Here is a 26269-nt window from a genome sequence, read left to right on the forward strand (position 1 = left end):
AAGGCAGATTTTTAAACATAATTTCACTTAATTAACGTAGCTTCACTTTAATTAACTTAATTCCATTTTAATTATCATAAAATTATTTTAGTTAGCGTAGTTTTATTTCAATTGGCACCATTTATTTTCAAATTTTCCAGATTGTACGGATAATGCGAATGAGGGAGGTTAACAAAGCCCTGTCAGTTGAATAGGTTTTTATCGGATGGGAAGCTTGAAAGGAAAACCGGAAATTTTTCCGGCAGAACCTGATGCTTACATTGGAAAGTGATCTAATGAGGACAATTGACTGGAAGGAAGAGTCGAATTCCGTGGTGCTGGTGGACCAGACCCTGCTCCCGAAAGAGTACAGGATAATAGAATGCAAAACCCTGAGTTCTCTCTGCGAGGCTATCAAATCTCTCAGGATAAGAGGTGCGCCTGCTCTCGGTGCAGCAGGAGGTTTCGGGATTGCGCTTGCAGCTTTCCTGAGCGGAGCCAGAGATCTCGAAACATTAACAAGAGAGCTTGAGGTTGTCGGAAAAACTCTTAAGTCAACTCGCCCTACAGCTGTAAACCTTAGCTGGGGTGTGGACAGAGTCCTGAGAGCAATCGCGGACGCCTTTGATGCTCAGGGAGTCCGGGATATTGCTCTTCAGGAAGCCAGGGATATTGCGGAAGAAGATGTAGCTACCAACAAGTTGATAGGCAAATCCGGGGCAAAGTTCCTGAAAGATGGGGATACCGTACTAACACACTGCAATGCAGGCAGGCTCGCCTGTGTTGACTGGGGCACAGCTCTTGGGGTTGTGCGTTCGGCTGTTGCTGAAGGCAAAGAAATCAAGGTTATTGCGTGTGAGACCAGGCCTCTGAACCAGGGAAGCAGGATCACTACATGGGAACTGATGCAGGATAAGATACCGGTTACTCTTATCTCGGACTCCATGGCTGGATGGGCAATGCAGCAGGGGCTCGTGGACAGTGTGCTCGTGGGAGCTGACAGGATTACCCAGGATGTAATTTTCAACAAAATAGGCACTTACTCCCTCTCTATTCTTGCAAAAGAGCATGAAATTCCCTTTTATGTTGCAGCCCCTATATCCACTTTCGATTTCAATGGCTGGGAAGGCAGTGTAAAAATCGAAATGCGAAACCCGGATGAATTGCGTTTCTTCGGCTCAGAACAACTAGCCCCGGAAGACGTGGAAGTCTACAATCCTGCCTTTGACGCAACTCCAATGGAAAACGTAACTGCGGTTATTACTGAAAAAGGAGTATTTTACCCGCCCTTCCTGCTGGACGAAGTGCTTGTTTGAGGTTGCTCGCTTAAAGAGCGTGATAGACTCTTTCAACCCTTCCGAGTTCTGGCTGCAAAGAAATTTCTCTGCTGGATTTATATATCAGAAATGTAAATTATGTGATGATTACCAAATTAACAGGAAATTTAACAGTTATGTTAAATTTTCTAAATTTCAACTGCCAATTTCCAGATAATTATTTTATCATATACCAGAACAATTAATTTACAGGCAGATATAGCAGCGTAACTTATTCTAATTAAATGAGACTCATATTCTAATAAAATGCATTCACAGGTGTTAACACATGGCTAAAAAATCAGGTACCGGGCTCCAGTCTTCTGCAGGGCTCATGCGCTATTACGAAGCAGATAAAAATGCAGTTCACATCCAGCCCAAAACAGTGCTGATTGTCGGCGCCATTACCGGCATAGCAGTATTATTCTTAAGTGCTGCAAACGGTTTCTGGCCGTAACTACAATTTCTTTGGCAGGGTTCCCTTGAGCAGGCAGGATTCAGGGAAAAAGGCAAGCAAATACAGGGCTTCTTCAGGGACCAGAGCCTCTAAACCCTCAGTTCTTCTTCTGGGTTTTCTTCTTGTACTTGTGGGTGTTTTTGGAATCCTACATAACCCGTCGGGCTCAGCAGGCGCTGGAGCTTCCTGGGATATATCGGAAGCAGGCACTCTAATTTTTCCGGATCGAGAGGAGCCAGTTTTTGCAGTTCAGGAAATCGAAGATGCGTACGCCCATGAAAATTCGGATACTTTAAAACTGCTGTCCTTTGAAAGCCGGGGGGAAGAAATCCAGGCTCTCTTAAGAATTCCTGCACAATCTTCCTCTTGTCCGGGCGTAGTACTGTTGCCTGGAGCAGGGGTCAGCAAAGAAGCCGAGCAGGGTCTGGCTGTGGAACTCTCTAAAATGGGGTATGCGACTCTCACTCCCGACCAGCGTAATCTCGGCGGCATAAACATAGAAAGAGACCTTGAACTTTTCAAAGCCGGCCTTGAGCCTCCTGAATATTCCATGGTTTATGATGCCCTTAAAGCCTCAGACGTGCTTGCAGCCCAGCCGGAAGTCGATCCTGAAAGGCTTGCAATCCTCGGGGAAAGTAATGGCGGAAGATTTGCAGTTCTTGCCTGCGCCCTTAACCCCTCCCTTAAAGGAGTTATCGTGATCAGCACTGCAGGCTACGGCACTGAGAACCCCGGTCCTGCACTTGCAGACGATCCCGAAGCTTACCACTTTTCTCGCTCAGTTGATCCGGATACCTATCTTGCAACCCTGCCGCCTGCTAAATTCGTGCAGATTCATTCCTTTAATGATACTATAATCTCCCACGACCAGGCACTCCGAACCTTTGCCCTTGCAAAAGAGCCAAAAGCAATGTATAACGTTACTGAAGAAACACACGGATATACAGAGTCAATGCGCCCCTATCTTGAAAAAGAACTTGCTCTTCTTTTGAAGTAAAGATATGGGCTTCTTATGCCCAGCTGAATTTATTGAAACAAAAGTGTCTTGCATATGAAAAGTATTTTGCGTATGAAAACTTCTCAACCTCTCTCCAGCCTGCGGGAAATTCATGGAATTGGTGAACGGGTAGCTGACAGGCTGATTGAACACTTCGGAACTGAAGACGCAGCTCTTCAGGTTATTTGCGAGGGAGATATAGCTTCGCTTTCCGAAATCAATGGAATCAGCCATAGTTTTGCCCTTTCCCTTGCCAGGGATGCCAGGTCCAGGGCTGAAGGGTGCTCAATTTCCGATTTTCTCAGGACAAAAGAAGCAACTGAGCTTTATTCCCGCCTGCTTGAGCTGATAAAAAGTTTTGCCCATACCTCACATGCTAGGGATAAGCTGAACCTTTTTTACCCCCTGCCCGCCTCGCGTATGGACCTGATTCAGGAGAGACTGGCTTTTGTAGGAGAATATCTGGAACTGGGTTATGCCTTTTCAGAGGATTCCGAATTTCTGGACTTGCTTGCGAGGGTAAGGAAACTTAAACCGGTTCCAGCAAACCTCAGGGTCAGAGACCGGATAATCCTCTGCGGAGATTCAAAAATCCTTGAAGCAGCCAGAGAAAGGTTCCAGGCTTTCTTGCCTGTGCAGGGAGTGGAAGACCTCTCGGAATTTGTGGATCTTGCAAGGGGTTATTCAAGTGTGGTTGTTTTTGATGATACCTATCTTGGCTTTGACCTGCCTGAAGATCTCGAACCTGAATATTTCCAGGATATCTCCAGAGCTGAGTTCTGGCAGATTTTACCTGAAAAGGAACTGGCATTTTTTGCACGCAATCTTGACTGCATCCTCGCCTGCCTGAATATACTCTCGGCTCTGCGTTCCCGAAAATTCGGGTTCTTTGAAGAGTTCCCGGAAGAAAAACTTAGTATACTCGAGGCAGCTCTTTCGAAGCTCGGAGAAGATGGAAAGCCTGTTGAAGGTTTTGACCCTGAACTTGACAGGCTTGAGGCAGCCCTGCAAAACCTTGACTCAGAGCTGGCCTCAACCCTTAACGAAGCTAACCAGCGCATGAACCGAACCCTTGAGGCAAGTTCGCTTACCCTGAGCGGGCAGGAGCTTATCAAGCTTGTAAGCGGGGGAATGGAGATTAAAGACCTGCTTGCAAAGGAACTCAGCCGGATCTATAAAACTGAAATTGAAGCCGTGAAGCAGGAGCTTGGCGAAAAGCTCGGGCTCCAGAAGCAGGAAAAGCTAATGCTTGAGAGTCTTTTTCCTGATGAGATTTCCTATCCTCTGAGTGCAGACCAGTCCCAGCTACAGCTTTTGAGGCAAAAGTTGAATAATAGCCTTGAAAAAACAAGGCTTGCCCGAAAAAGGGAGCTTGCAAAAACGCTCTCAGCCTTTCACAAGCCTGTAGAAAAACTTGTCAGGGAAATTCTGGATTTCGACCTGGGTTTCTCAATAGCCTGTTTTTCGGCAAAATTCCAATTGAAGCTACCGAAACTGATCTCTGAGACCGGAATAGGTTTTGAAGCCGGAGAAAACCTCTTTTTAAAAGCCCGCCACGGAGAAATCGATCCTGTCAGTTATTCCATCGGAAAAACCGGCTTCTCTCCCGCTGGTCTCGAAAGCAGGGTTGTGCTTCTGAGCGGGGTGAACTCCGGGGGCAAGACTTCCTTGCTCGAACTCCTTGCCCAGTGTGTAATCCTTGGATATATGGGGTTTCCGGTTCCTGCAAAAGAACTTGAACTAGGACCTGTTGAGGAATTCTACTATTTCGGAAAATCAAAAGGAACCCTGGATGCAGGAGCTTTTGAAACTACCCTCAAACAGTTCTCGGTACTTTCCGAAGCCTCAGGAAAACTGGTGCTTGCGGACGAACTGGAATCAATTACTGAACCTGGAGCTTCTGCACGGATTATAGCAGGAATTCTGGAATACCTTTCAATAAATGAACAGAGTTTAGGGATTTTTGTTTCCCACCTGTCGGAACTCATCCTGGAAAACACCGGGGCAGAGGTAAGAGTAGATGGAATTGAAGCTGATGGTCTGGATTCCAATCTGGAACTGATAGTGAACCGTAACCCTGTATACAATCGCATTGCCCGAAGCACTCCCGAGCTAATTGTGGAACGGCTGCTCAGAAAAACCACCGGAAAGGAGCAGGAGTTTTATTCCCATTTAAAGGATAAATTTAAAACCGGCGCAAAAGTAGACTCTTGAAATAATTTGGACACCATTCTTAAAATATATTAATAAAGAATTTACCTGAAAGCTTCTAAACCTTCTCTGGCAATCTTCCAGTAATTTTTTTCCTTTTAACTCAAAGTCTCTTTGTTTTGTCTTTGTAAATAATCGATCTTAAGAGATAACGTTATAAATCTTTAGTTCTATATATTAATAAATAGTAGTGAGTTGGCGGAGATTCCGTAGAGTCCTGAAAATCCAGCCGATACAAAAATTTATATAGGCGTTGGTGTCAATGCATCTCCGATAACTTAATAAGGAGATTGACTTCCACTATGCAGAGAATTCAAAACTCCAATCGGCTAAAGGGTTGGATGATTAAGGAAAAATTTGCCTGAGGCTACTATCTCAGGTTATTTAAGTACACCCGGGGGCTATCTCCTTTTCAACCCAGTAAAACCGGGTGACAATAAGGTAATGAAATCAAATTATGAAACGTAGAAATTTTATCTTCAGGTCTTCCATGATTTTTAAAGACGGATTTGAAAAAGTGCAGAACCCAGGCCACGCGTGATAGTAATGGAGCGGAACTTCCCCATTCAGTGTGCAGATTTTGATAGGCTGGTTATGGATAATGTTAAAGGAGCTCGGGCAGAAGTTTCCGGCATGCCTGACCTCAGTGACCCGTGCTTATATACGGACCGGGAATATAGCTGGCTTCAATTCAATGACAGGGTACTTGAAGAAGCTTTTGACGAGCGCAACCCCCTGCTTGAAAGAGTCAAGTTCCTTTCGATTTTTGGAAGTAATCTTGATGAGTTTTTCATGGTCAGGGTTTCAGGCGTCCAGAGAAGAATAGCGGAAGCTCTAAAAGATGACAGGACAGATGAGCTGGCTCAGGAACAGCTTCGTATAATCCGGGAAGAGCTTCTCAGGCAGCTTCCTCTTAATGACAGTTGCTGGAATGAGATCCTTGAACCTGCTCTCAGGGAAAAAGGAATTAAAGTTCTTAACTATTTTGAGCTTTCCGGGAGGGAAAGGGAAAAGCTGAGGGATTATTTCGAGAGAAATATTTTTCCCTTACTCACTCCTCTGGGTTTTGATTCGGGGCACCCTTTCCCTCATATTTCCAATCTCAGTCTCAACCTTGCAGTCTTAATTGATGACCCTGATTACGGGGAACGTTTTGCAAGGGTCAAGATCCCTCCAATGTTCACGAGACTCATAGTTGTTCCTGAAGAAGACCAGGAGAGAATAACCTCCAGCCTGGAGGAGCTGAAAACAGGGCGTTTTGTCTGGCTCGAACAGCTTATTGCTGCAAATCTCGACCTTCTTTTTCCTGGACAGCGCATCCTTGGAGCCTATCCATTCAGGATCACACGCGATGCAGACCTCGGATTTGATGAAGATGGGGATAAAGATCTTCTGACTGCTGTAAAACAGAGAGTTGGCAGGAACTATTTCGGGTCGGTTGTCAGACTTGAAACCGATTATACAATGCCTTCAAGAGTTTCCGATATTCTGCTTAAAAATCTGGAACTTAATGCTTCCCTTATGTTCAGGTCTGCAGCTCCTCTGGGGCTTTCGAGTCTTATTAAGCTTGCACAGATTAACTGTCCTGAACTTAAATACGAGCCCTTTGAGCCGAAAAAACATTCTCAACTGGCAAAAACTGGGAAAATTTTTGCGGTCCTGAAAAAGCGAGACGTTCTTCTTCATCATCCCTATGACAGTTTCGAATCGGTAATTGATTTCGTGGAAGAGGCTGCCGATGATTCTGACGTTCTGGCAATTAAAATGACTCTTTACAGGGTGGATGACAATTCCAGGATTATCCAGGCTCTTATGAAAGCTGCTGACCGGAAGAAGCAGGTAGCGGTTCTGGTGGAGCTTAAAGCCCGTTTTGATGAGGAAAACAATATTGGCTGGGCAAAAGAACTTGAGCGCAAAGGAGTTCATGTAGCTTACGGCTTCCCGGGGCGTAAAACGCATGCCAAGATGTGCCTTGTGGTGAGGGCTGAAAAGGAAGGCATCAGGTATTATGTGCACATGAGCACAGGAAACTATAACGCTGTCACAGGAAAGCTCTATACCGACATGGGTTACCTGACAAGCGACTCATTCATAGGCAAAGACATCTCTGACCTTTTCAATGCCCTTACAGGATATTCGAGAAAGGACCATTATATCAAACTCCTCGTAGCCCCCCAGACTCTCAGGCATCAGATTCTGGAGCGCATCAGGCGTGAGATCGACCTGCATGAAAAATACGGGGGCGGGCATCTGATCTTCAAGATGAATTCCCTTGTGGACTACCAGTGCACCCGGGAACTTTACAGGGCTTCCCGCGCCGGAGTAAAAGTAGACCTTATTGTCCGGGGAATTTGCTGCCTCAGGCCAGGCATTTTCGGGCTCAGTGAAAATATCAGGGTTACTTCGATAGTCGGCCGCTTCCTTGAACACTCCCGGATCTACTATTTCAGAAACGGAGGAAAAGAAGAGGTCTTTATGGGAAGTGCCGACCTTATGCCCCGCAACCTGGACAACAGGGTAGAAGTGCTCTTTCCTGCATCTGCCGACTACATCCCCATCCTGAGAGATGTGATCCTTGGCACTCACCTCAAAGATAACGTAAAAGCCCGCCTGCTGCTCCCTAATGGCAGGACTGAAAGAATCCACCCGCAGCCCGAAGAAGAAGAACTGGATTCTCAATTGTGGATGCTTGAAAACTGTGGAAGCTGGGATTTAGGCTCTCAGAAAGGGTGAAAAAGGGGATTCCTGTCCCTTTTGGGTGAAAAGATTCCTGTCCCTTTTATTTCTTCTTGAAAATTCTTAATGGAAAAAAATTAATTTCGCTATGGGATGAGACCTTAAAATATATTTGTCGTAGGAAAAATTAGCAAAAACTAAGCACTGATATCTTTTTATTTTCTTCTTAAACATTGAATGTGCTTATTTTCCTATTTTATCAAAGACTCATCCCAATAGCAGATAAGAGTTTATTTACTTACAGGTGTCAAGCAGACCTTTCTTTTTACCTCCCCTGCTTTCAGAGGGGTGTATTGGTTCAACTTTAGCTTTTTCTTCCTTTGGTTCTTCTTTTTTTTCTTCGTTATGGTGGGTCATAGATTCAACTCCTGGATCAATTAAATTTTTAAGCAATTTTCTTAGGTTTTCCCTTTTGCTCAAATGTCCTACTAACCTTCATGGAATTCCTAATTTTACGTCGTGTTCCTATTACTTCTGTCAACTTCTCTTTTTACTGGGACTAGAGAAGGATTTATATCCTTTAGCAGTTAGTAAGTAGTATTCTGCGTGGTTCTTTTATTTTGCAATAATTAATCTTTGGATCCCGAAAATTCTGTTCTTAGATACGTTGATAGTTTTTTCCATCCCTCCTTTTACTGATAAAACATCAATTAATCAATTTTAAAATATATACGACTTTGAAAAGATTAGAGAGAGCCTGGAAGATCTGCTGTTCCTATTACCTATTTCGGCAAACTAATCCAAAAAATAAACACTCAATATATTTTTTAGATTAGAACGTCTTCCAGGCAACTCTTATTCACATACCCTACCGGTCACTTCCCCATTTGTGTTGATCCATCCTTTTTTAGCGGTCTGTGCATCCGCTTTGGTTCATTCTTTTGGGTCTCCTCTCTTATTTTTGTGGGGTTGTAATCTATAATAATTCCCAAACTTATTTAAAATAAATTATATGAAAAATTGGCTGTGAACAAATAATATTCACATTTAAAATGTTATTTTATCAGACAATATTTTAAATATAAATTTAATTCACACTCTGTCAAAATATTCTATTCCATTTCTGATCTTAATTCTGATTTTAACGCCCACACATCTGGCTTTCTCTGGAAAGCACTCTGAAAAGTAACCTGAATAACGCCTTCGCTATTAAAAACGTAGAGTTTCTGAGGGGTTACACCTTTCCTTTCAAGAGATTCCTGTAAAAATTTCCTGCACATTGGTAATATGTAAGAAGACAGCCGGATAAAATTACTGTTCTAAGTTTCGAACTCAGGTTTTTCCGCTGAATTTTGCTATTTCATATGATACGGGAGTACAGGATATTTGACCGATAACTGCGGCATAAAAAAATATTTTAAATGCAAACAGGATACTTTTTTCCATTAGATAGAGCTTAATTTCTCCCTATAACAAACATACAGAAAAAACCTGAAAAGAGAGCTTTCTTAATACCTTTTCTCTATTAAGCGCATACATAAGCAATATATCCAATACATAGAAAGAATATGTGCGGAAACAATAACAACTACAAACTTCCAATACACTACCAAATAATCTCAAATAGAATAAAAATATGAACTAGTAGTGTGAAGCTTATTTTGAGTTTCTCGACTCCTTCGAGAAAAACGAAAGACAGGGCTTTCAGGTGATAATAATGGAACCCGAGAAAACTTCCGAAGGCAGAGTTGTTGCGTTTATAGATATAGGGACTAACTCGGTCCGGCTTCTTCTGGTCCGGATAAATCCCAATGGGTCTTACCTTCCCCTGACCAAGCAGAAGGAAACTGTCCGGCTTGGGGATAGGGAATTCATAGACCGGATTTTGCAGCCTAAAGCGATAGAACGCGCAGTTGTTGTCTGCAAAAAGTTCATGGAACTTGCCAGGGCTTACAGGGCAGAAGAGGTTATAGCCGTGGCTACCTCGGCAACACGGGATGCAAGCAATAAGGTTCAGCTTCTCGAAATGTTGAAAAAGGAGGCAAATCTGGAAGTCTGCACAATTTCCGGAACCGAAGAAGCTCGTCTTATTTACCTTGGGGTTTCAAGCGGGATTCGGCTCGGAAGCTCAAAAGCTCTTTTCATAGATATCGGAGGTGGGAGCACTGAAGTATCGGTTGGGGACCAGACCCAGTGTTATTCTCTCTACTCCCTCAACCTTGGGTCCATCCGGCTGACAAACATGTTCCTGCCTGACGAGACCGGGCCTGTTTCCGAGGAACAGTATGAGCAGATTAAAGAACACATCCGTCGCAAACTTGCGGATATAACAAAAGACCTTTCCAGGTACAGCGTAAACTGTTCGATCGGAAGCTCGGGAACAATTGAAAACCTTGCCAGGGTCGCTTTTGTCTACCTGCACAAAACATCCCATGAAAGCTTTGAGAAACTTGAATACGAAGACCTGAAGGAAATAGTCAGGGCAATGTGTGCCATGCCTCTTGAAGAACGGCGCAAATTCCCCGGAATCAACTCACAAAGAGCCGATATTATTATCGCAGGGGCTGCAATTATCGAAACATTCATGGAAGAGTTCGGGCTTTCCGAGGTCAGGGTAAGTAAACGCGGGCTTCGAGAAGGGCTGCTTGTAGATTACATCTCAAAGAGTGAGTTTTCTTACATGATTACACAGATGTCGGTAAGAAAACGCAGCATCATGCAGCTCGGACTTACCTGCAATTTCGATGAGGAACATGCCCATACCGTCACAAGGCTTGCCCTTGAACTTTTTGATAGCATTCAGGCGCTTGGAATTTACGAGTTCGGGGTAGGGGAAAGGGAACTTCTGGAGTACGGTTCAACCCTGCATGACATAGGGACTTTCCTGTCATATGATACCCATCAGGCCTATGCCTATCATCTTATAAGGGAGAGCAGTCTTCCGGGCTTTCAGCCTGAAGAAATCGAAACCATAGCGAACCTTGCCTATTTCCACAGGAAAAATACCCCTAAGAAGAAGCATCCCAATCTTGTAGGGCTTAATAAAGAAGTAGTAAAAAGCATCAGGGTTCTGAGCGCCCTGCTCCGCATTGCCGAAGGGCTGGACCGCTCTCATAACGGAATTATTTCCCATGTTCGGTTTTATATCGCCTCTACCGACAACCTGGTGCTTGAAATGCACGCTCAGCGGGAATGCCAGCTCGAGATCTGGGAGGTAGAGAAACAGAAAAAATACTTCAAGAAAATGTTCGGATATAATCTCCAATCCAAAGTTCTTATAATGCAGGATGCTGGAGTTCCCTTAGTCCTTGAAGGCAGTGCTGAACTTGAGGAAATTCCGGGTGTTGAGGTTTCATACAAAAGCTAAATTAACAGGCTTTATTGAAAATAAAATGAGTTTAAGTAAAGCTCATTAATACAGATTTTTTATTGCACTTTCAATTCTTTCCCTGAAATTCCTGTTCCTTATCCTTTCCCAGGCCTCGGGAAAAGTATTGAGCAGTGTCTGGAGTTCCTCTTCCCTGTACGCGAGATAGGCTTCGATTCCCTCTGCGCCTGTCGGGAACTTTTTCTTTTCGGAAGCTTTTTCACTTCCGGCAGAACCCCATTCTCCGGTTTTCAGGTAAGAGCCCAGCCGATCAACTGCAATTACTGCATCGTGCATATCTCCAAGGTGTTCCTGTAAGGTTTTAAGCTCCTTGACCAGGACTTTTGCATCTTCCCCAAGCACGCTCTCAAAGAATTCAAGGGTATAACGCATTCCTTTGGCTGCAATCCTTAGCCTGTGCAGACGTTCCACAGGAAGATAAGGTCCATCTACCCATTCGGAATACGCGTTGATATCTGCTAAACGTGCATAAAGGATTGAAGGGAGAACTTCTCTTACCCTGTGGGGCAAAGCATCATGTTTCCTGTTAATTGCAGGAAGGCCCAGATTTTCGGGAGAGGCAAGCACATCGGAAAATTCTCTTTTAAAAGCCTGGTATTTCTCGCTGTCCAGATAAGCAAGCATATCTTTCCTGGCTTCTTCTCGCTCCAGCGTTAGCATTGCAAAAAGGGAGTCCAGATCATGTTCATGCCCCGTAGGCAGGGTTTTCAGGTACTTTTCGGCCTTTTCGCGAAAAACGTCCAGATCCCTTACTTCCCCGAGCGAACCAAGTGTTATCTTTAGCCCTTTAAGATAAGGTTCAAGCTGTCTGGAATCAAGATAAGCCTCGAAAATTTTTGTAGCCGCTCTCATCCTCCGGACTGCAACCCGCATATCATGGAGCTCTTCAATCTCTTCTCCTTTTACGGTTCCTCTTTCGTGGGAAAGCATGCTAGAAAATTGATAGGAAAGAATCCTGCAGGCAAGCCCTGCCATAGAGTCAGCAGGTCTAACAGTTACTTCCTTACGTTGTCTGAAATTTTTTTTCTCTATTTTTTCTTCCCTTTCAGCCTTTTTCTCTTCTCGTTTCTTCTCTTCTCCGGCTTGCTTCTTTTCTGGTTTCTTATCTTTCCCTGCCTGTTTCTTTATTCCTGCTTCATTTATTTCGGATTTATCTTCGGTCAGGTCTTTTTCTTCTTCAGCCCGGGAAAACAGGAGTTTGCTTTCAGAAAGAGTTTTCCAGAGCTTACTCTTTGTCTCAAATTTTTTTGCAGCTTTTTCATTTAGAGCTCCTATTATCTCTATTTCCAGAGCATCCTCAAGCTGCTTTATCTTCCCGGGCCTGGTACCGGAAGCTTCGAAAAGGTCTGCAATCGACGTAATGGCTGCAAGCATCAGGGCTTTATTCTGGAGGCCGGGAGGTAGCCTCGTATTGAGACCCTTAAAGATTGAGATTACACCTTTTTCGTTTACATACGGATCATGAAGTTCCGTTATCAGGGCAAGCATCAAAGTTTCGTGGAGCCTGAGCCCTTTTATGGAGTGGGTCAGAAGGATTTCCCTGCTCATACGGTTACTCTCCTCGGGAAAGATAAAATTCCCGGTATCCTTCAGTAAGGCTGCAAGCCCCAGGAGTTTTCTCTCTTCCTGGCCCATTCCATGAAATATAAACAGCTCGTCAAAAAGCGTAAGAGCATATTCCCGGGTTTTTTCTGCTCTGTTTGTATTTGCTTCATAGTATTCAAGCAGGCTTTCGGGGTCCCATCGCTTAAATCCTGCCTCTTTCTTTCCCTTTTTCAAAATATGGTTTTTTCCGACCAGGAGATGAAACTCACAGTCTTTTTCTTTATATGTTGTAAAAGGAAAAATAGAAAGCCTTTTTTCCTTAAACTTTGAGCGCAGGGCTTTGATTCCGGTTTGAGGGACTTTCAGAAGCTGACTGAGCTCCTCACAGGTCTGTCCCCTGTCAAGTCCTATTAAAATTTGAGCCTGCTTTCCATACATATTTTTCTGGCTGGCAAGCTGTGCGCAAAAAGCTCTTTCTCTCAGGCTGAGGAAAGTGTTCTCTGGAAGTTTCTCCATGAAAAGATAGGCTCTCTCGAACTTGGAAAAATGGCTTTCTGCCAGGTTATAGTGCCTGAGCAGGAAGACCCGCATAATTTCCAGATCTTCCTGGCTTCCTTCACTTTTAAGCTCAATTTCAAATTCATTATAGTGCTTTTCTCTGCCTCCGCTCTTCAGGTTTACCCTATCCAGGTAAGTCTCGGCTACAAGTCTTTCTCCCATCTTTACCTGGCGTATCATTCTTTTCTGTTTGAGGGACAGGAGCGGGAAAAGGTCAAGCCCTGCCGTAAGTTCGAAAATCAGATCTCTGATACGAGGGTCAGGGCACTCAAGCACAGATTTTCCTTCAGGCAGGAAACTTACATACTCCTCTCGCCTGTGAGTTCCTCCTTCAAAACCTCCCAGGCTTTTAACGGTTACCCAGCTTCCCTCTTCGCCATGCGATTTCCTGACCCTCAGGTAATAGCCCGATGCCATAATAGCCCGGTTCTCAGTATCAAAGAAAATATCCTCATTTAACTGAATTTTTGCCCCGGAGAGAGCGTATGAAGCAAGCTCCGAAAGGCTTTCAAGGGCCTGAAAATCCACCTCTTCTGTTACAAGAAACTTAGACTCTATCTCCATACTTTTCTCTCCACAAGCCTTTTCAAAAAAATCCTTGATTGCAAGCCTTTTACAAAAATCCTTGATCGCAAGCCTTTTGAGAAAAGGCTTGAGCGAAAACCCATGCTTCATCTAAACCAACATAACCGGAGCGTGATAAACCGGCGCAACGCAAGCCTTTTGAGAAAAGGCTTGAGCGAAAATCCCCAGGCAACGGCGTGATAAACCGGCGCAACGCAAGCCTTTTGAGGAAAGGCTTGAGCGAAAACCTTTTGAGAAAAGGTTTTATCGAAAACAACGTAACGGCGTGATCGACCGGCGCAACGGTCGCGGGTCAACGGTTTCGGGTCAACGGTTTCGGGTCAGCGGTTGCGCTCAAGTAGAGTAATTTATAATTAAAGATATTATATGTGATTATTATGTGGTTAAGAGTGCTGGTTTACAAATTCGAGTACCGCCTCTTTCCATGTTTTTATGGTTGTAAATATCAGTTTACCAGGTTAGTGTTTTCCGAAATATAACATCACCATGGCTGCATGGCTATGATTAAACTGAACATACAGATATACGTTTAAGATCACAGTTATATTGGTTGAAGTACTATAAATTTCAGTATTTACGGAGTCGTTTTTTCTGTAATTACCGCCTGACTCTTTATAAATAAATCTAATATTATTCTTTTAGCCTGTCAGGATTAATCAATGCCTGATATTTTCCAGTTAAGACTTCTGGCTCTTGTTTTGTGATGGAAGGAATGAGTGAAAATTCAAAAAAGCTAAATGCAGTAAAACATATCTACTAAAAATTTAGAAAAAACGGCTGATATATTTATAAAAATCTAACTCTCTGGAAATTTAGTTTACTCATAGTAAATCCGGGATTTTCTTATTAATTAGATTTCATCATATAATATCTGGTCTGAATATCTAGAGATTAATGCTTGACACCATTAAAATTGAAATCACTAAAGGTTATCCATTCAAAGTGCAGGATAACCTTATTTCTGCCTCTGTAACCCATTAAGCTCCGCTCCAGCCAGAAATAATTTTACAATCCGAGCTTTCATATTATCAATAATAGCAGATCAATAATCTATGGAGTAACTTCCCTTGACAGGTAATGACATACTACTCTGGGATGAGACCCTATTTAAGGACCCCTCCGTGCTTGAGCCTGATTATCTTCCCGATTATTTTCCTCACAGGGAGTCACAATTGAATTCGCTGAAGTTCGCGCTCAAGCCAGCCCTGCGCGGTATGCGGCCTTTAAATTGTTTGCTGGTAGGCCCTCCCGGAACAGGAAAGACCAGTGCGGTTATGAAAATATTCAGGGAAGTTGAAGCCCACTCATCCGGCGTCGTTACTGTCAAAGTCAACTGCCAGATTGACTCCACACGCTTTGCGGTAATGTCCAGGATTTACAGAAAGCTTTTTGGCATCTCTCCTCCCAACTCGGGAATTGCATTCAGGAAGATCTTTGAAACGGTTGTTAATTTCCTTGTCTCTTCTGAAAAAATTCTGCTTGTTGCTCTGGATGACCTCAATTATCTCTGTTATGAAGGGCATGCCAATGAAGTGATGTATTCGCTTTTAAGGGCACATGAGCAGTATCCCGGAGCAAAGATAGGAATAATAGGGATAGTAAACGATGCGTCGGATCTCTACTGTCTTGATTCCAGGGTTAATTCGGTTTTCCTGCCTGAGGATATCCCTTTCCCGAGATATGGAAGCGCTGAGATTCTTGATATTCTCAAAGACCGTGTAAAGTATGGCTTTTATCCGAAGGTAATTTCTGACGAACTGCTGGAGCTTATTGTCTCTTATGTAGAAAGGACCGGAGACCTCAGGGTTGGAATTGACCTTCTCAAACGTTCCGGTTTTAATGCCGAACGCAGGGGGAGCCGCACAATCTCTTCCGAAGATGTGGAGAAAGCTTACGAAGCATCCAAACTGCTTCATCTCTGCAGGGGTATAAGTCTTCTGTCCGATCCTGAGAAACGCCTGCTCGAACTAATAGCCAGAAAGCGAGAAATCCAGGCAGGCGAGCTTTATAAATCCTTCCATGAACTGACCCGGCTCGGATATACTCGCTTTTACGGAATTGTCAACAGGCTCCAGGTGTTTAACTACATAGATGCGGATTTCACAGGCAAGGGTCAGAGAGGCAGGACGAGAATTATAAAAACAAAATTCGAAGCTGAGGATATTCTTAATTGCCTTGAAAAGAAGTGAGCGCAGAATTCTAAAAGAAGCCTCTGGATTTTAGAAAATTAAAAAGTCTGAAAAAAGGAGATTCACATGGATTTCCGGTGAGAGGCCGGAAGAGAGATTTCAGACTTCAATTTGCAGGGATAAAAGAAGGACACGGTCTGAAAACCGTGCCTTTTCCTCTTTATCCCAGAATGGTTTGTGATTTCTTTTTCCAGATTACATCATTGGAGGCATTCCGCCCATTCCGCCCATTCCACCCATTCCTGGAGGCATTCCGCCCATTTCTTCTGGGCCTGGGGCTGCACGGGTAGAAGCTATAATATCGTCGATCCTCAGGATCATAACAGCAGACTCTGTAGCTGCATTGATTACCTGGGTCTTGACTCTGAGAGGCTCGACTACAAAGTCTTTCCACATGTCAACGACTTTCCCTTCAAAAACGTTGAGTCCTGCGGTTTTTATGCCTTTCTCGTGCTGGGAGCGCAACTCCATGAGCATGTCGATGGGGTCGAGCCCTGCATTTTCTGCAAGAGTTCTCGGAATGATTTCAAGAGCTTCGGCATAGGCTTTTACTGCAAGCTGTTCTCTGCCTTCGAGGGTTGCTGCGTATTCCTGGAGCCTGAGTGCAACCTCAACTTCAGGGGAACCGCCGCCTGCAACAAGCTTCTCATCCTCGATTGCAACGCCAACAACACGCAGGGCATCCTCAAGAGCGCTGTCAATGCTGTCAACTACATGCTCTGTGCCGCCGCGCAGAAGGATGGTTACAGCTTTCGGGTTGTTGCAGCCTGTGACAAAGGTCATATTGTCGCCGCCAACTCTCTTCTCTTCCACAAGTCCTGCATATCCGAGGTCTTCGGGAGTGATCTCGTCCATGTTGGTAATGAGTTTGCCGCCCGTTGCTCTGGCAAGCTTTTCCATGTCGCTCTTTTTAACTCTGCGCACGGCAAAGATACCTGCTTTTGCAAGGTAGTGCTGGGCAAGGTCTTCAATTCCCTTCTGGCAGAAGACAACGTTTGCTCCACTGCCGATAACCTTCTGGACTATCTTCTTCAGCATCTGCTCTTCCTGGTCAAGGAAAGACTGGAGCTGGTCAGGAGAGGTTATGGAGATTTCCGCGTCGACTTCGGTATCCTTGAGTTCGATTGCGGCGTTGAGGAGAATGATTTTTGCGTCCTTAATTTTTTCAGGCATATTGGGATGGATTCTTTCCTTATCAATGATCATGCCCCTGATGAGCTCGGAATCCTCTACCCTGCCGCCTACCTTCTTCACAACATTGATATTGTCTCTGTCAACGCTTGCCTTTCCGTTTGTGTCCACAACGCTTGTGACGGCATCTACGGCGATTCCGGAGAGAAGTTTTTTGGAGGACTCTGCACCCTTTCCGGTCATTGCGGTTTCAGCGATGCTGACTAACAGGTCACGATCGGACATTTCTACTGTCATTGCCAGGGAGTTAAGGACTTCTACGGCTTTTTCGGCTGCAAGCCTGTACCCTGATGCAATAATTGTCGGGTGGATTTCCTGCTCAATTAAATCCTCAGCTTTGCTTAAGAGCTGGCCTGCGACCACAGCTGCACTGGTAGTGCCGTCCCCTACTTCTTCATCCTGGGTCTTGGCTACTTCCACTACCATCTTTGCTGCAGGGTGTTCGATGTCCATCTCTTTAAGAATGGTTGCCCCGTCGTTTGTAATAACTACATCACCCATAGAGTCCACGAGCATTTTGTCCATGCCCTTGGGTCCGAGGGTGGTTCTGACGGCTTCGGCTACTGCCTTTGCAGCCATAATATTGTTACTCTGGGCATCCCTGCCTCTGGTTCGCTTACTTCCTTCTTTTAAAATGAATATTGGCTGTCCTGCCATGATTTAATCCTCCATTAGTGTGAGTTTGAAATAGCTCTTGAATTAAAATCGCATTTTACATGTTTGTACTTCTATATAAACTCATCCCGTTGTCAGTTCAGAATAATAGGGATTTCGTTTACGGCTTCTCTCAAATAGGAGGCAGGGTAAACCAGTCTCATCCGGCCTTTTCACGGAAAACCGCACTATATGATTGCGGATTTTTCAAAAAAAGTGAGCTACAAAAAATAGGATACTCACCTGTTCCGACATGCAGCCTCTTTCTAATTTCGGAAAGACTGTCGAGTATATAAACACACACAGATATAGCACAGCTATAGCACAGATAATTTAGTAAGACATAGTTTTTAGTGATGCTAATTGTTTCAAGTTCTTCATCCCGGAGACTCTGGAGCGCCTACATCAGCTTTTACTTCCTTGTCGCCGGAAGTTTTGAAAGAACCTTTTCTACTTCCTTCATTTTCTCAAAAGAAAGCCCAAGCGGGACCTCAAAATCTCCATATCCGCTGTGCTTTCTTGAGCCCTTGCATCCGAAAGACAAACCCATGCCCTGCCTGTATGCAAGTACGGTACAGTCCCCACAGATTGAAGCTGCGCCCATTGTATCCAGTGCTACCCTTTCCCCTTTCGAATACGCACTGGCCTGAACAATACGCATGGCTTTTTCGGGCTTCAGGAAAAGAATCATCACATCGAAACTACCTTTATTCAGGGACAGGGGCTCAACTCGTATGAAGCGAAACCTTACTTTCAATCTCGGAAGCGATAAAGCTGCATTTTCCGCAGCCTGAAAATCCTTATATCTTCCGGAATTCGCGTAATATGCTGCAGGACTTTCCTCCGAGAAGCCCAGCACATAATCTCCAGGAGAGCAACTCTGCCCCGAGACAAGGAATTTTTCTCCCATACGGGCTTTCTGCACAAGTTCGCAAAAAAGAAGGCAGGAGTTTTCAGGAAACTTTTCATTTCCTGTGTCGGCTGCATTCTCGGCGGCTTCCCCTTCGATGCTTTTTTTGATTTCGTGCTCGCTTTCGTTCCCTGCTTCATTGCCGAATTCGTGCCCTTTTTCGAAGGTTACGCACACAGGTTCACCGATTTCTATCAGGCGGCTGAGCTCAGGGTATTTTGAGAAAGGCATTTGCTCGGAGTACATTTAGTCTGCTCCCGTTTTTCCCCGGCCTTTACATGAATTCCGCTTTTACGGATGTGAAAATCGGGCCTCTCATATCAATTTTTTTCTTTTTGCCCGTGATATAGCGCTGGGCTATTGAGCCTATCCTCAGGTTAACTTCCGAAGGAACTTTGGCGATTCGTACCCTGACTATATGTTCGTTTGCTCCTGACATTGCAGCCTCTTCGATTTCCCTTGCAGCCTGGGCTGCAAACGCTTCTATGAAACGGATTCCTGCTCTTGCAGAGTGGTTTTCAAAGGCTTTTTGCCATTTTTTGGTATTCGGAATTCCTAAGAGATCTCCCTGATAGGCTACAACCTCGTTGAAAGCAGCAGGTCCACAGAGCTTTGTATTCTCCTCGGGCTCGACTACGGAAACTTTTACCTTTCTGCCGCAGACTTCTCCCTCCCAGGCAGGGAATTCACATGGGCTGGGCTCTTCCCCATGCAATTCGCACTGGGAAACAATTGCAGTTGCAATTGCAAGCCCTTCCGGAGTTTCAGGTACCCTATCTACAAAAACCTGCTTTGCGAGTTCACTATCTGACATCTCCCATTCAGTATACTGCGGGATCTGCGGGTAGGTAAGAGCCCGGACGTCGGGAGCATCATGCAGGATCATTGCCAGCCTTTCCACCCCAAGCCCCAGGTTCATGACAGGATACGGAATCTCATATTCTGCGAGGGCTGTTGGAGAATAAATTCCGAAAGTCGCAACCTCGATCCAGCCGTCCGAATACTTTGAGTTAGAGCCCACAAGTTTCGGATGGAAAGCAAACACCTCGGTCTGAGTGTCAGGAATATAGTATTTACTGCGTTTTTCATCGGGTCTGAAAAGGAATTTTTCAAAACCAAACTGCGAGAGTAGACCTTCAGCGACGGCTTTTCCGTGGTCGACAGTCACCTCCTCATCCATTATCACGCAGGAAGCCGAATAATAGGTCATGAGCCTTGAAGCATCCTCCTGCTGTTCTCGCCTGAAACAGCGGTCTATGGAGAAGAAGTGGAAAGGAGGCTCCTGCCTTTCAAGAAGGGCACCGAGGGAAATAAACCAGCCACTGGTCATGTGGCTGCGGAGTGTCTTTGTACTTGCCTGGGGCACAAGTTCTTTAAACTCCGGGAAGACCCTGTCAATCATATCTGCAACAAGGGCATCCGAAACTCCAAGCAACGCTGAAATCTCGGGCACAAGGTCATCTCCTTCAAGCTTTCCTTTTTTATACGAATGGAGAACCTGCCTGATTCTGTCTATCCCTTCATCGTCTATGTCCCCGAGAATCTCTTTTACCTGTGCGATGCGCTCATCAGAAATTCCAACATTCGGTCTTGGCAGGCCTGCAAGATAAAAACAGCGATCCAGAACTGCAAGAGCTTCGCTTCCGAACTGTTTGTGTACCTCTTTATCGTCCACAATCAGGGGGTTCATCATCTCTTCAAAACCCATTCTTAGATAGGCTTCTCTGAGTTTCTGGATGGTATCGTAAACGGGATGAGTTTTTCCATATCTCAGAGTAGTCCTGGGATAACGTTCGTTCAGGGTAGGGGTCCTGACCAGTTTTTTACCCTCGTTCCAGGTATGGTCGAAGTTCTCTCTTGCGTCCTTTTTTATTTTTTCAGGATCAAATTTCATGTATATCCTCTTGTAATAGATTATTGGAATTCTACGTCTTACTGGAGTTCGAAACTAATCTTACTTTAATTCTAAATCATTTAATTTCGCAATTCTGCCTTATAAACTTTATACAGTTTAACTGCCAAACAGCTGGATTATTGTTAAAATAATAGGCGGTTTAATAGTTATCGGATAAGCTGTATATTAGTAGGTTGCAGTTTAAGCTTGATTGTAACTTCTATTATTCAAAAAACGCTGACCTGCTCATTGTTTAAACATTTTTCTATCTAACCTGTCTAAAGTCTGGATTCCAGATTCCTCATTGCAGTTTCAAGTCTCTTTTGGCCTATTGCATTAACAACATCGCCTCGCGTCTTTTCTATTATGGAGCGTGACACGTCGGTTTTTCTTCTCAATCCCCTGGTTATGGCATCAGGATAATCAAAGTCCATAAGCATTGCATGGATATTTTCCATAACACCTAAAAACACTTCGGCTTTTTCAAATGATTCTTTTCTTATGAGGTCCAGAACATGCCTTCTAAGCTCTCCTACAACGTCTCCGAGCCCATTAAGGTAAGCCGCGTATTCAACTCTCAAATCTTCCGGGGAGGGAACTTTTCCTTCTCCCTTCAGCAGGCTACTGAGGACTGAAACCTCTGAATATTCCTGCTGCGCATGTTCTACGAAACCTGCGTGATAAATGTCAGCATGCCCTTTGAAAAGAACTTCAAGTTTCTCAAGCGCTTTTCCAGCGGTTTTGATGCTTTTGTCTGCCTTCTCAAAGTCCTGCCCATGTAAGGCGAATGACGCTGTCCTGCACTCCCTTACAACTTCTCGGGAAACCTTCAATCCCTCTTCCCTTATACTGTCCTTAGCCTCAAAATTTTCCCTTATACGGGCTGAAACTTCTTCAAACACAGTTTTCATACCCCCTCTTATTCTTCTCAGCTTTTTATAAAGTATAGCTTTTCTGCCTAAAAGTAATATACTTTATATACTTTATATATTTTCAGAATACTCCGTTTCATTTAAGAAACTCTCTTTAAATATATTAGATCTATCTTTCCGCCTATCTATATTTTCCAATCCTGATACTTTTATATTCCTGAGCAAAATTCCTGAATTAATCTACTATGGTTTAAGATTCAGGGCTTTAATTTGATCCAGGAAAATATATAAAAAAGAAGGAAAATAGTTTTTCCTTGTCGATATCCTCTAAACTCCAGAGAAAATCCCAAAACTGGCTCGTAATAGCCAGCAGAATAGAAAGATTGTTTCCTTTCGGGTCTTTTTTTAGAATTAGTTGGAGTCCGGGATTCTTTAGCAGGGTCGTCTCAAGAAACGCACCTGAGCTTGCTTATTTTTCTGGAGCCCATCCGTTCTCAGCCTGTGCTCCGGGTAAGTTTCGTTTTTATATTGTTTAATCTATCTTTATGGGTCACTCGTCTACAGGAATAGTCTCAAGCTGGCTTGAAAGATTCCATATCAAAGTTCTTGTGTGCAGAGGAAGGTTCGGATCGTTGCTTATATCCTCAAGGATAGAGATGCTTGATGCAGCTCTAAGAAAGAGAGGTTCGGATTCGTTGTTCAGTATGTCCATAATTTCATTCACGGAACGCCTGATATTTCTTGGAACTGAAGAGTCACTTGTTATACTTTCTAAGACCTGAAGACATTGTCTGATAACTTCTGCTGAATCATTTGATGACACTCGAATCACCTTCGCAGTCAATTAGGATGTAAAAATTAGAGCTAATAGATTAGTCTAAGACAGGCTTTGTATATAAAATATTATCGGTGATTCTCAAGGTTACCTGCCTTAGAGTCTCCCCGTTATGGTTCAGGATTTATTGATCTTTTCGAGTTGCAGAGGGTTAAATTAGCCTCATACCGGTGAGCTACAGGAAAAATTTTATAAAATAAATGAGAAGCAAATGCATTATAAGCTGTGAATAAAGGAAGGTCAGGTATATGGATTCTGAAAAAGATAGAAAAGTAAAGCGAATAGCACGTTTCCTTGAACTAGGGGGCACAATGCTTGCCGAGCACTGTAAAGTCTGCGGTGCCCCAAAGTTTCGTTATCAGGGTACAGTAATTTGCCCTGTATGTGACGTTCAGGAAGAGGAAGAAGCACAGGAACCAGCCGCAGAAGTCCAGGCTCCTGAGCCCAGGCAGCATACAGAAAAAGACAGATTTTCTTTTGAGACCAAAAAAAGAGTCCAGACACACAGGCAAAAACCACGCTTCGGGCTGAGGGCCTCAGAAGCTACCGATGAAGGAGAAAAAGCTGTCGAGCCGATAGAAGAGGAAATTTCCGGAAGATTCCCCGAGAAAGAAGAAACTGGAAAGGCTGCCCCTGCAGCTTCTGAAGCCTCTGAAGCCCCTGCAATCCGGGCTGCCCTTGCAGGCAGAGTAGAAAGACCTGTGGCTGCATCGAAGGTATCCGGAATTCACGGAGAACGGAAAATACTGGAAGACCTTCTCTTTAAAAAGATGGTCAATATTGCAGATTCCCTTCAGGATGAGATAGATCCCCGCAGTATTGCCGAAAATCTGGAATTAATTGAAAAAGGGCTCGGGCTTATAGAGCGGCTGAGGCAGTTATAAAGGTAGGGTAAACGGAAGATTAGGAGAATAAGGAAGAGAGACAGAAGGCAAGGATAAAGAACGAGAAAATCAAGAAAGAAAACAAAAGCAAGGATAAAAATTGAATAAATTAAGGAAGAAGACAAAAGCAAAGGATAAAAATAGAATAAATTAAAGAAAAGGACAAAAGCAAAGGATAAAAATAGAATAAATTAAAAAAGGGAAAGGATAGGGAATAGAAGAAAATATCGAAGGAAAGAAAAAGAAGAAGCCCGGAGAAATTTAGCTTTTTCTATTGACTCTCTAACTGATTTTCCACTTACCCTCTATAGGGAGTTTCAAGGATCTCTCTGATCCTGGCTGCTTTTTTTGACCCTATCAGTTTAACCTTCTTGAGCTCTTTAATATCAGCCTTCATAAAAGCCTCTACCGAGCCGAAATGCAAAAGAAGATTTCTTGCGGCTTTCGGCCCTATGTCTGCGATCGCAGAGATCAGGTATTCCTGCTGCTCAGGAAGTGTACTGATTAACTTTTTCCCGTGAGGGTTGACCTCACGCTTATTGTCCGTCTGCTCACGCTTTGCAAGCATTTTTAAAATTGCAGCGGTCTCTTCTTCGTCTCTTGAGTAAAGGATGGATACTCCAAAGTCAATAGCAATGGATATCAGGGAACCGTAGATGGCATTCGGGTTGATTCGCCTTGAAGTGAAAAGTTCCGTTCCTTCAATTATGAGAACAGGTTTCTCATAAACTCTCGTAAGATCGGACAACTGAGCAAAAAGATTGCGTTTTCCATCAATAAGAGAATTTACAAAGTCATCCGTGCGCTTTCTTTCCACGGCAAGGCGGTCGCTTACAACGTAGTCTCCGATCTCAAGCGTTGCAAAAACAATTTCCATTCCAAGCTTATCAAGAACATTTGCAACTCCGCTTTTTGTTTCCCTATAGTCGATTACTATTTTCAGGGATTCAGCCCTGGGTTCTACCCCGGATTCTCCTGAGACTGGTTGAGGTGCAGATTCGGTTTTCTTTCCGAAAAGGGTTTCGAAATCTACAAGAGTCCTCTGTTTTTCTTTCAGGTTTTCTTCTCTTATTTTTCCCTGATTTTTTTGTTCTTTTCCTTTTCCGGTTCCGTCTTCACTTCCGTCTTCTTTCCTTTCTCCACTGCCGGCCCTGCAGTCCCAGTCTCTTAATTCTTCATTCATCCTGCCGCAATCGGAGTTTGCTGCCGTACTCCTGGTTACAGGTAAATCACTGCTGTCTGCAGTCCTATCCCTGCTGTCTACAGGCAAATCATCAATTTCCTGTAGTGGAGCTTGAGGCTTCTGCACTGAGTTCTCATTCTCCTGCATTAAATCTTCAATCTTCGACCTATTAGCTGTTTTACCTTGGCTTCCAGTTTCATCCCCCTCGTAATCTGAAATTAAAGTTTCAGATTCAAAATCCGAAAGTTTCAAACCTTGCTTTGAATTTTTAGGAATCAGCAGGGCTTCAAGCCCCTGCATGCTGTTTAACATCTTTTTTTCTTTGTTCTTGCTGCTCCAGTAATAGGCTTCATCACGCGTGCCCTTTGTTACGAGTACAATGACTCTGCCTTTATGCTGCCTGCCTGTCCTTCCCTTACGCTGGATGCTCCGAATTTCCGAGGGAATGGGTTCGTAAAAGAGCACCAGGTCCGTTGAAGGAATATCAAGCCCTTCTTCAGCGACTGAGGTTGCTACAAGTACGTTGTATTCTCCTGCCCTGAACTTATCTAGGATTCCAACCTGCTGTTTTTGTGTAAGCCCTTTGTCCTTATGGCGCGAAGCCTGTCCCACAAACCGGGTAGGGACAATTTCCGGAACTCCGGATAGCGCATTTACTACTATCTCTGCCGTATCCCTGTAATTCGTAAAAACAATTACTCTGGAATCAGGGCTTCCTGTCAGCTGCTCGGATACGATTTTCCGCGCGAACTCGAGTTTAGGATGCTCGACTTCACACTCCTTTACCCGGTGAAGGGCTTTTCTCATAAAGAGATCGTCCATTAATCTTTTTGCAGCCTTGCTTGCATTATTTGAAGAGGCTTCTGCGTCCAGTTTTTCCAGGTATTTCCTGAGGGTTTCAAGCCCCTGGGTTTCAACCATTTCCACAGCATGGTTTACCTTCATCATTTCAGCAAGCACGGACAGGGCAGTAAAAACTGCAGGATCGCCTCCCATCCGAATCTCGCCCTGGAGCTTTTTCTGGAGAAGCAAAAGATCTTTTCTTGAAACATATTTACCGTTGCCTACCGAGAAACCCAGACCCCTTATGATTCCGAGCCGATCGTCAAAGATTTTTTCCAGATAGCCCCGGATTTCAGCCATCTCGGCAGGGAGCTGGACCTGAAGCCATTCTATCTCTTTTTCCTGCACATAAGGGCGGACATCCCTATCTTTTTCAGTCTTTACCGAGACTTTTTCAACATGTAAAGCCTGACAGACCTCGGAGATTTTCTCGTCCGAACTGCCAGGGCTTGCAGTAATTCCGAGTACATGAGGATTTTTTGCGCTCTCGAAGTACTTTTCCGCAATAAAAGTATAAGCGTAATTCCCGACTGCCCTGTGGGCTTCGTCAAAGGTTATGTGGCATACATTCTCAAGACTGATCCTTTTTGTAAGAAGGTCATTCTCAATCACCTGAGGAGTGGATACTATAAGTTTACCCTGCGCCCAGAGTTTTTCCCGTTCCGCAGGGGCAATACTGCCCGTAAAAGCCAGGACTTCTTCCTCGGGAAGCGCCATAACCCTTTTAAAAAAAAGTGCATGTTGTTCTACAAGCGGTTTTGTTGGGGAGAGAATCAGGGCTTTTCCCCCGAAACGCTGAAGCCTTGAGGCAATTACAAAAAGAGCTATAATAGTTTTCCCGAGTCCCGTAGGAAGCACTACAAGACTGGAGCCTTCGAGAGCCTTTCCTGCAAGATTCAACTGATAGAGCCTCTGCTCAACAGTATCGGATTTTATCAGCGGGTGCTTCATAAAAGCTGGCTTCTCAGGAAAAAAACTGTCGTTCATTCTGTTTCAGGATCATTTATTTCGGATTAATTATATCAAGATTATCTGGTTTCAAAGTCTTAATTCTACTATAAAAATATAAAGAATTAAAATTTTGCTGCAGGTTTTAGCCCAC

The 26269-nt window shown here is 44.1% G+C and carries 16 protein-coding genes; 8 read left to right on the forward strand and 8 right to left on the reverse strand.

The features are described from left to right. Positions 1-275: 275 nt before the first annotated feature. The 5 genes from EQO05_RS01755 to ppk1 all read left to right on the forward strand — a co-directional run bounded on the left by EQO05_RS01755 (position 276) and on the right by ppk1 (position 7693). Positions 276-1295, forward strand: coding sequence for an S-methyl-5-thioribose-1-phosphate isomerase (locus EQO05_RS01755; protein ID WP_164888449.1), 1020 nt, complete (start codon positions 276-278; stop codon positions 1293-1295). A gap of 289 nt (positions 1296-1584) precedes the next feature. After that, positions 1585-1752: a preprotein translocase subunit Sec61beta gene (locus EQO05_RS01760; protein ID WP_128503213.1), complete on the forward strand. Its 168-nt coding sequence runs from the start codon at positions 1585-1587 to the stop codon at positions 1750-1752. A gap of 25 nt (positions 1753-1777) precedes the next feature. After that, the gene (locus tag EQO05_RS01765; protein WP_240664276.1) at positions 1778-2749 is read left to right on the forward strand and encodes a S9 family peptidase; all 972 of its coding nucleotides are present in this window, start codon (positions 1778-1780) and stop codon (positions 2747-2749) included. A gap of 54 nt (positions 2750-2803) precedes the next feature. Beyond that, positions 2804-4963: an endonuclease MutS2 gene (locus EQO05_RS01770; RefSeq protein WP_128503215.1), complete on the forward strand. Its 2160-nt coding sequence runs from the start codon at positions 2804-2806 to the stop codon at positions 4961-4963. A gap of 543 nt (positions 4964-5506) precedes the next feature. After that, a complete protein-coding gene (gene ppk1, locus EQO05_RS01775) occupies positions 5507-7693 on the forward strand; it encodes a polyphosphate kinase 1 (RefSeq protein ID WP_128503687.1) in 2187 nt (728 codons plus the stop codon). 237 nt (positions 7694-7930) lie between these two features. Here the strand turns inward: ppk1 and EQO05_RS01780 are convergent, their stop codons facing one another. After that, positions 7931-8116, reverse strand: coding sequence for a hypothetical protein (locus tag EQO05_RS01780; RefSeq protein ID WP_128503217.1), 186 nt, complete (start codon positions 8114-8116; stop codon positions 7931-7933). A gap of 1237 nt (positions 8117-9353) precedes the next feature. Here EQO05_RS01780 and EQO05_RS01785 point away from each other — a divergent pair. Then, a complete protein-coding gene (locus EQO05_RS01785) occupies positions 9354-11003 on the forward strand; it encodes a Ppx/GppA phosphatase family protein (protein WP_128503219.1) in 1650 nt (549 codons plus the stop codon). Between the two features lie 45 nt (positions 11004-11048). On the opposite strand, the gene EQO05_RS01790 is transcribed toward EQO05_RS01785, so the two are convergent. Next, positions 11049-13691, reverse strand: a complete 2643-nt coding sequence (locus tag EQO05_RS01790; protein ID WP_128503221.1) for a CHAD domain-containing protein — start codon at positions 13689-13691, stop codon at positions 11049-11051. A 1088-nt stretch (positions 13692-14779) separates the two neighbouring features. Between EQO05_RS01790 and EQO05_RS01795 the strand changes: the two genes are divergently transcribed. Next, the gene (locus EQO05_RS01795; protein WP_128503223.1) at positions 14780-15901 is read left to right on the forward strand and encodes an ORC1-type DNA replication protein; all 1122 of its coding nucleotides are present in this window, start codon (positions 14780-14782) and stop codon (positions 15899-15901) included. Positions 15902-16096: 195 nt separating this feature from the next. On the opposite strand, the gene thsB is transcribed toward EQO05_RS01795, so the two are convergent. The 5 genes from thsB to EQO05_RS01820 form a co-directional block, all read right to left on the reverse strand. Continuing rightward, positions 16097-17749: a thermosome subunit beta gene (gene thsB / locus EQO05_RS01800; protein WP_128503225.1), complete on the reverse strand. Its 1653-nt coding sequence runs from the start codon at positions 17747-17749 to the stop codon at positions 16097-16099. Between the two features lie 409 nt (positions 17750-18158). Then, positions 18159-18902, reverse strand: coding sequence for a DUF169 domain-containing protein (locus tag EQO05_RS01805; protein ID WP_128503227.1), 744 nt, complete (start codon positions 18900-18902; stop codon positions 18159-18161). Positions 18903-18930: 28 nt separating this feature from the next. Beyond that, complete coding sequence (gene sepS, locus EQO05_RS01810) at positions 18931-20550, reverse strand: O-phosphoserine--tRNA ligase (RefSeq protein ID WP_128503229.1); 1620 nt, start codon at positions 20548-20550, stop codon at positions 18931-18933. Positions 20551-20828: 278 nt separating this feature from the next. After that, positions 20829-21461: a haloacid dehalogenase gene (locus tag EQO05_RS01815; protein ID WP_240664277.1), complete on the reverse strand. Its 633-nt coding sequence runs from the start codon at positions 21459-21461 to the stop codon at positions 20829-20831. A 511-nt stretch (positions 21462-21972) separates the two neighbouring features. Then, on the reverse strand, positions 21973-22254 hold the full coding sequence (locus EQO05_RS01820) for a UPF0147 family protein (protein ID WP_240664278.1): 282 nt from the start codon (positions 22252-22254) through the stop codon (positions 21973-21975). Between the two features lie 251 nt (positions 22255-22505). On the opposite strand from EQO05_RS01820, the gene EQO05_RS01825 reads away from it, so the two are divergent. Next, entirely contained in the window at positions 22506-23141 is a 636-nt protein-coding gene (locus tag EQO05_RS01825) for an Sjogren's syndrome/scleroderma autoantigen 1 family protein (protein WP_128503233.1), read from the forward strand. A 298-nt stretch (positions 23142-23439) separates the two neighbouring features. Here the strand turns inward: EQO05_RS01825 and EQO05_RS01830 are convergent, their stop codons facing one another. Further along, positions 23440-26154, reverse strand: coding sequence for a DEAD/DEAH box helicase (locus EQO05_RS01830; RefSeq protein WP_240664279.1), 2715 nt, complete (start codon positions 26152-26154; stop codon positions 23440-23442). Positions 26155-26269 lie beyond the last annotated feature (115 nt).

Origin of the sequence: Methanosarcina sp. MSH10X1 (assembly GCF_004099695.1) — an archaeon.
GTDB lineage: Archaea > Halobacteriota > Methanosarcinia > Methanosarcinales > Methanosarcinaceae > Methanosarcina.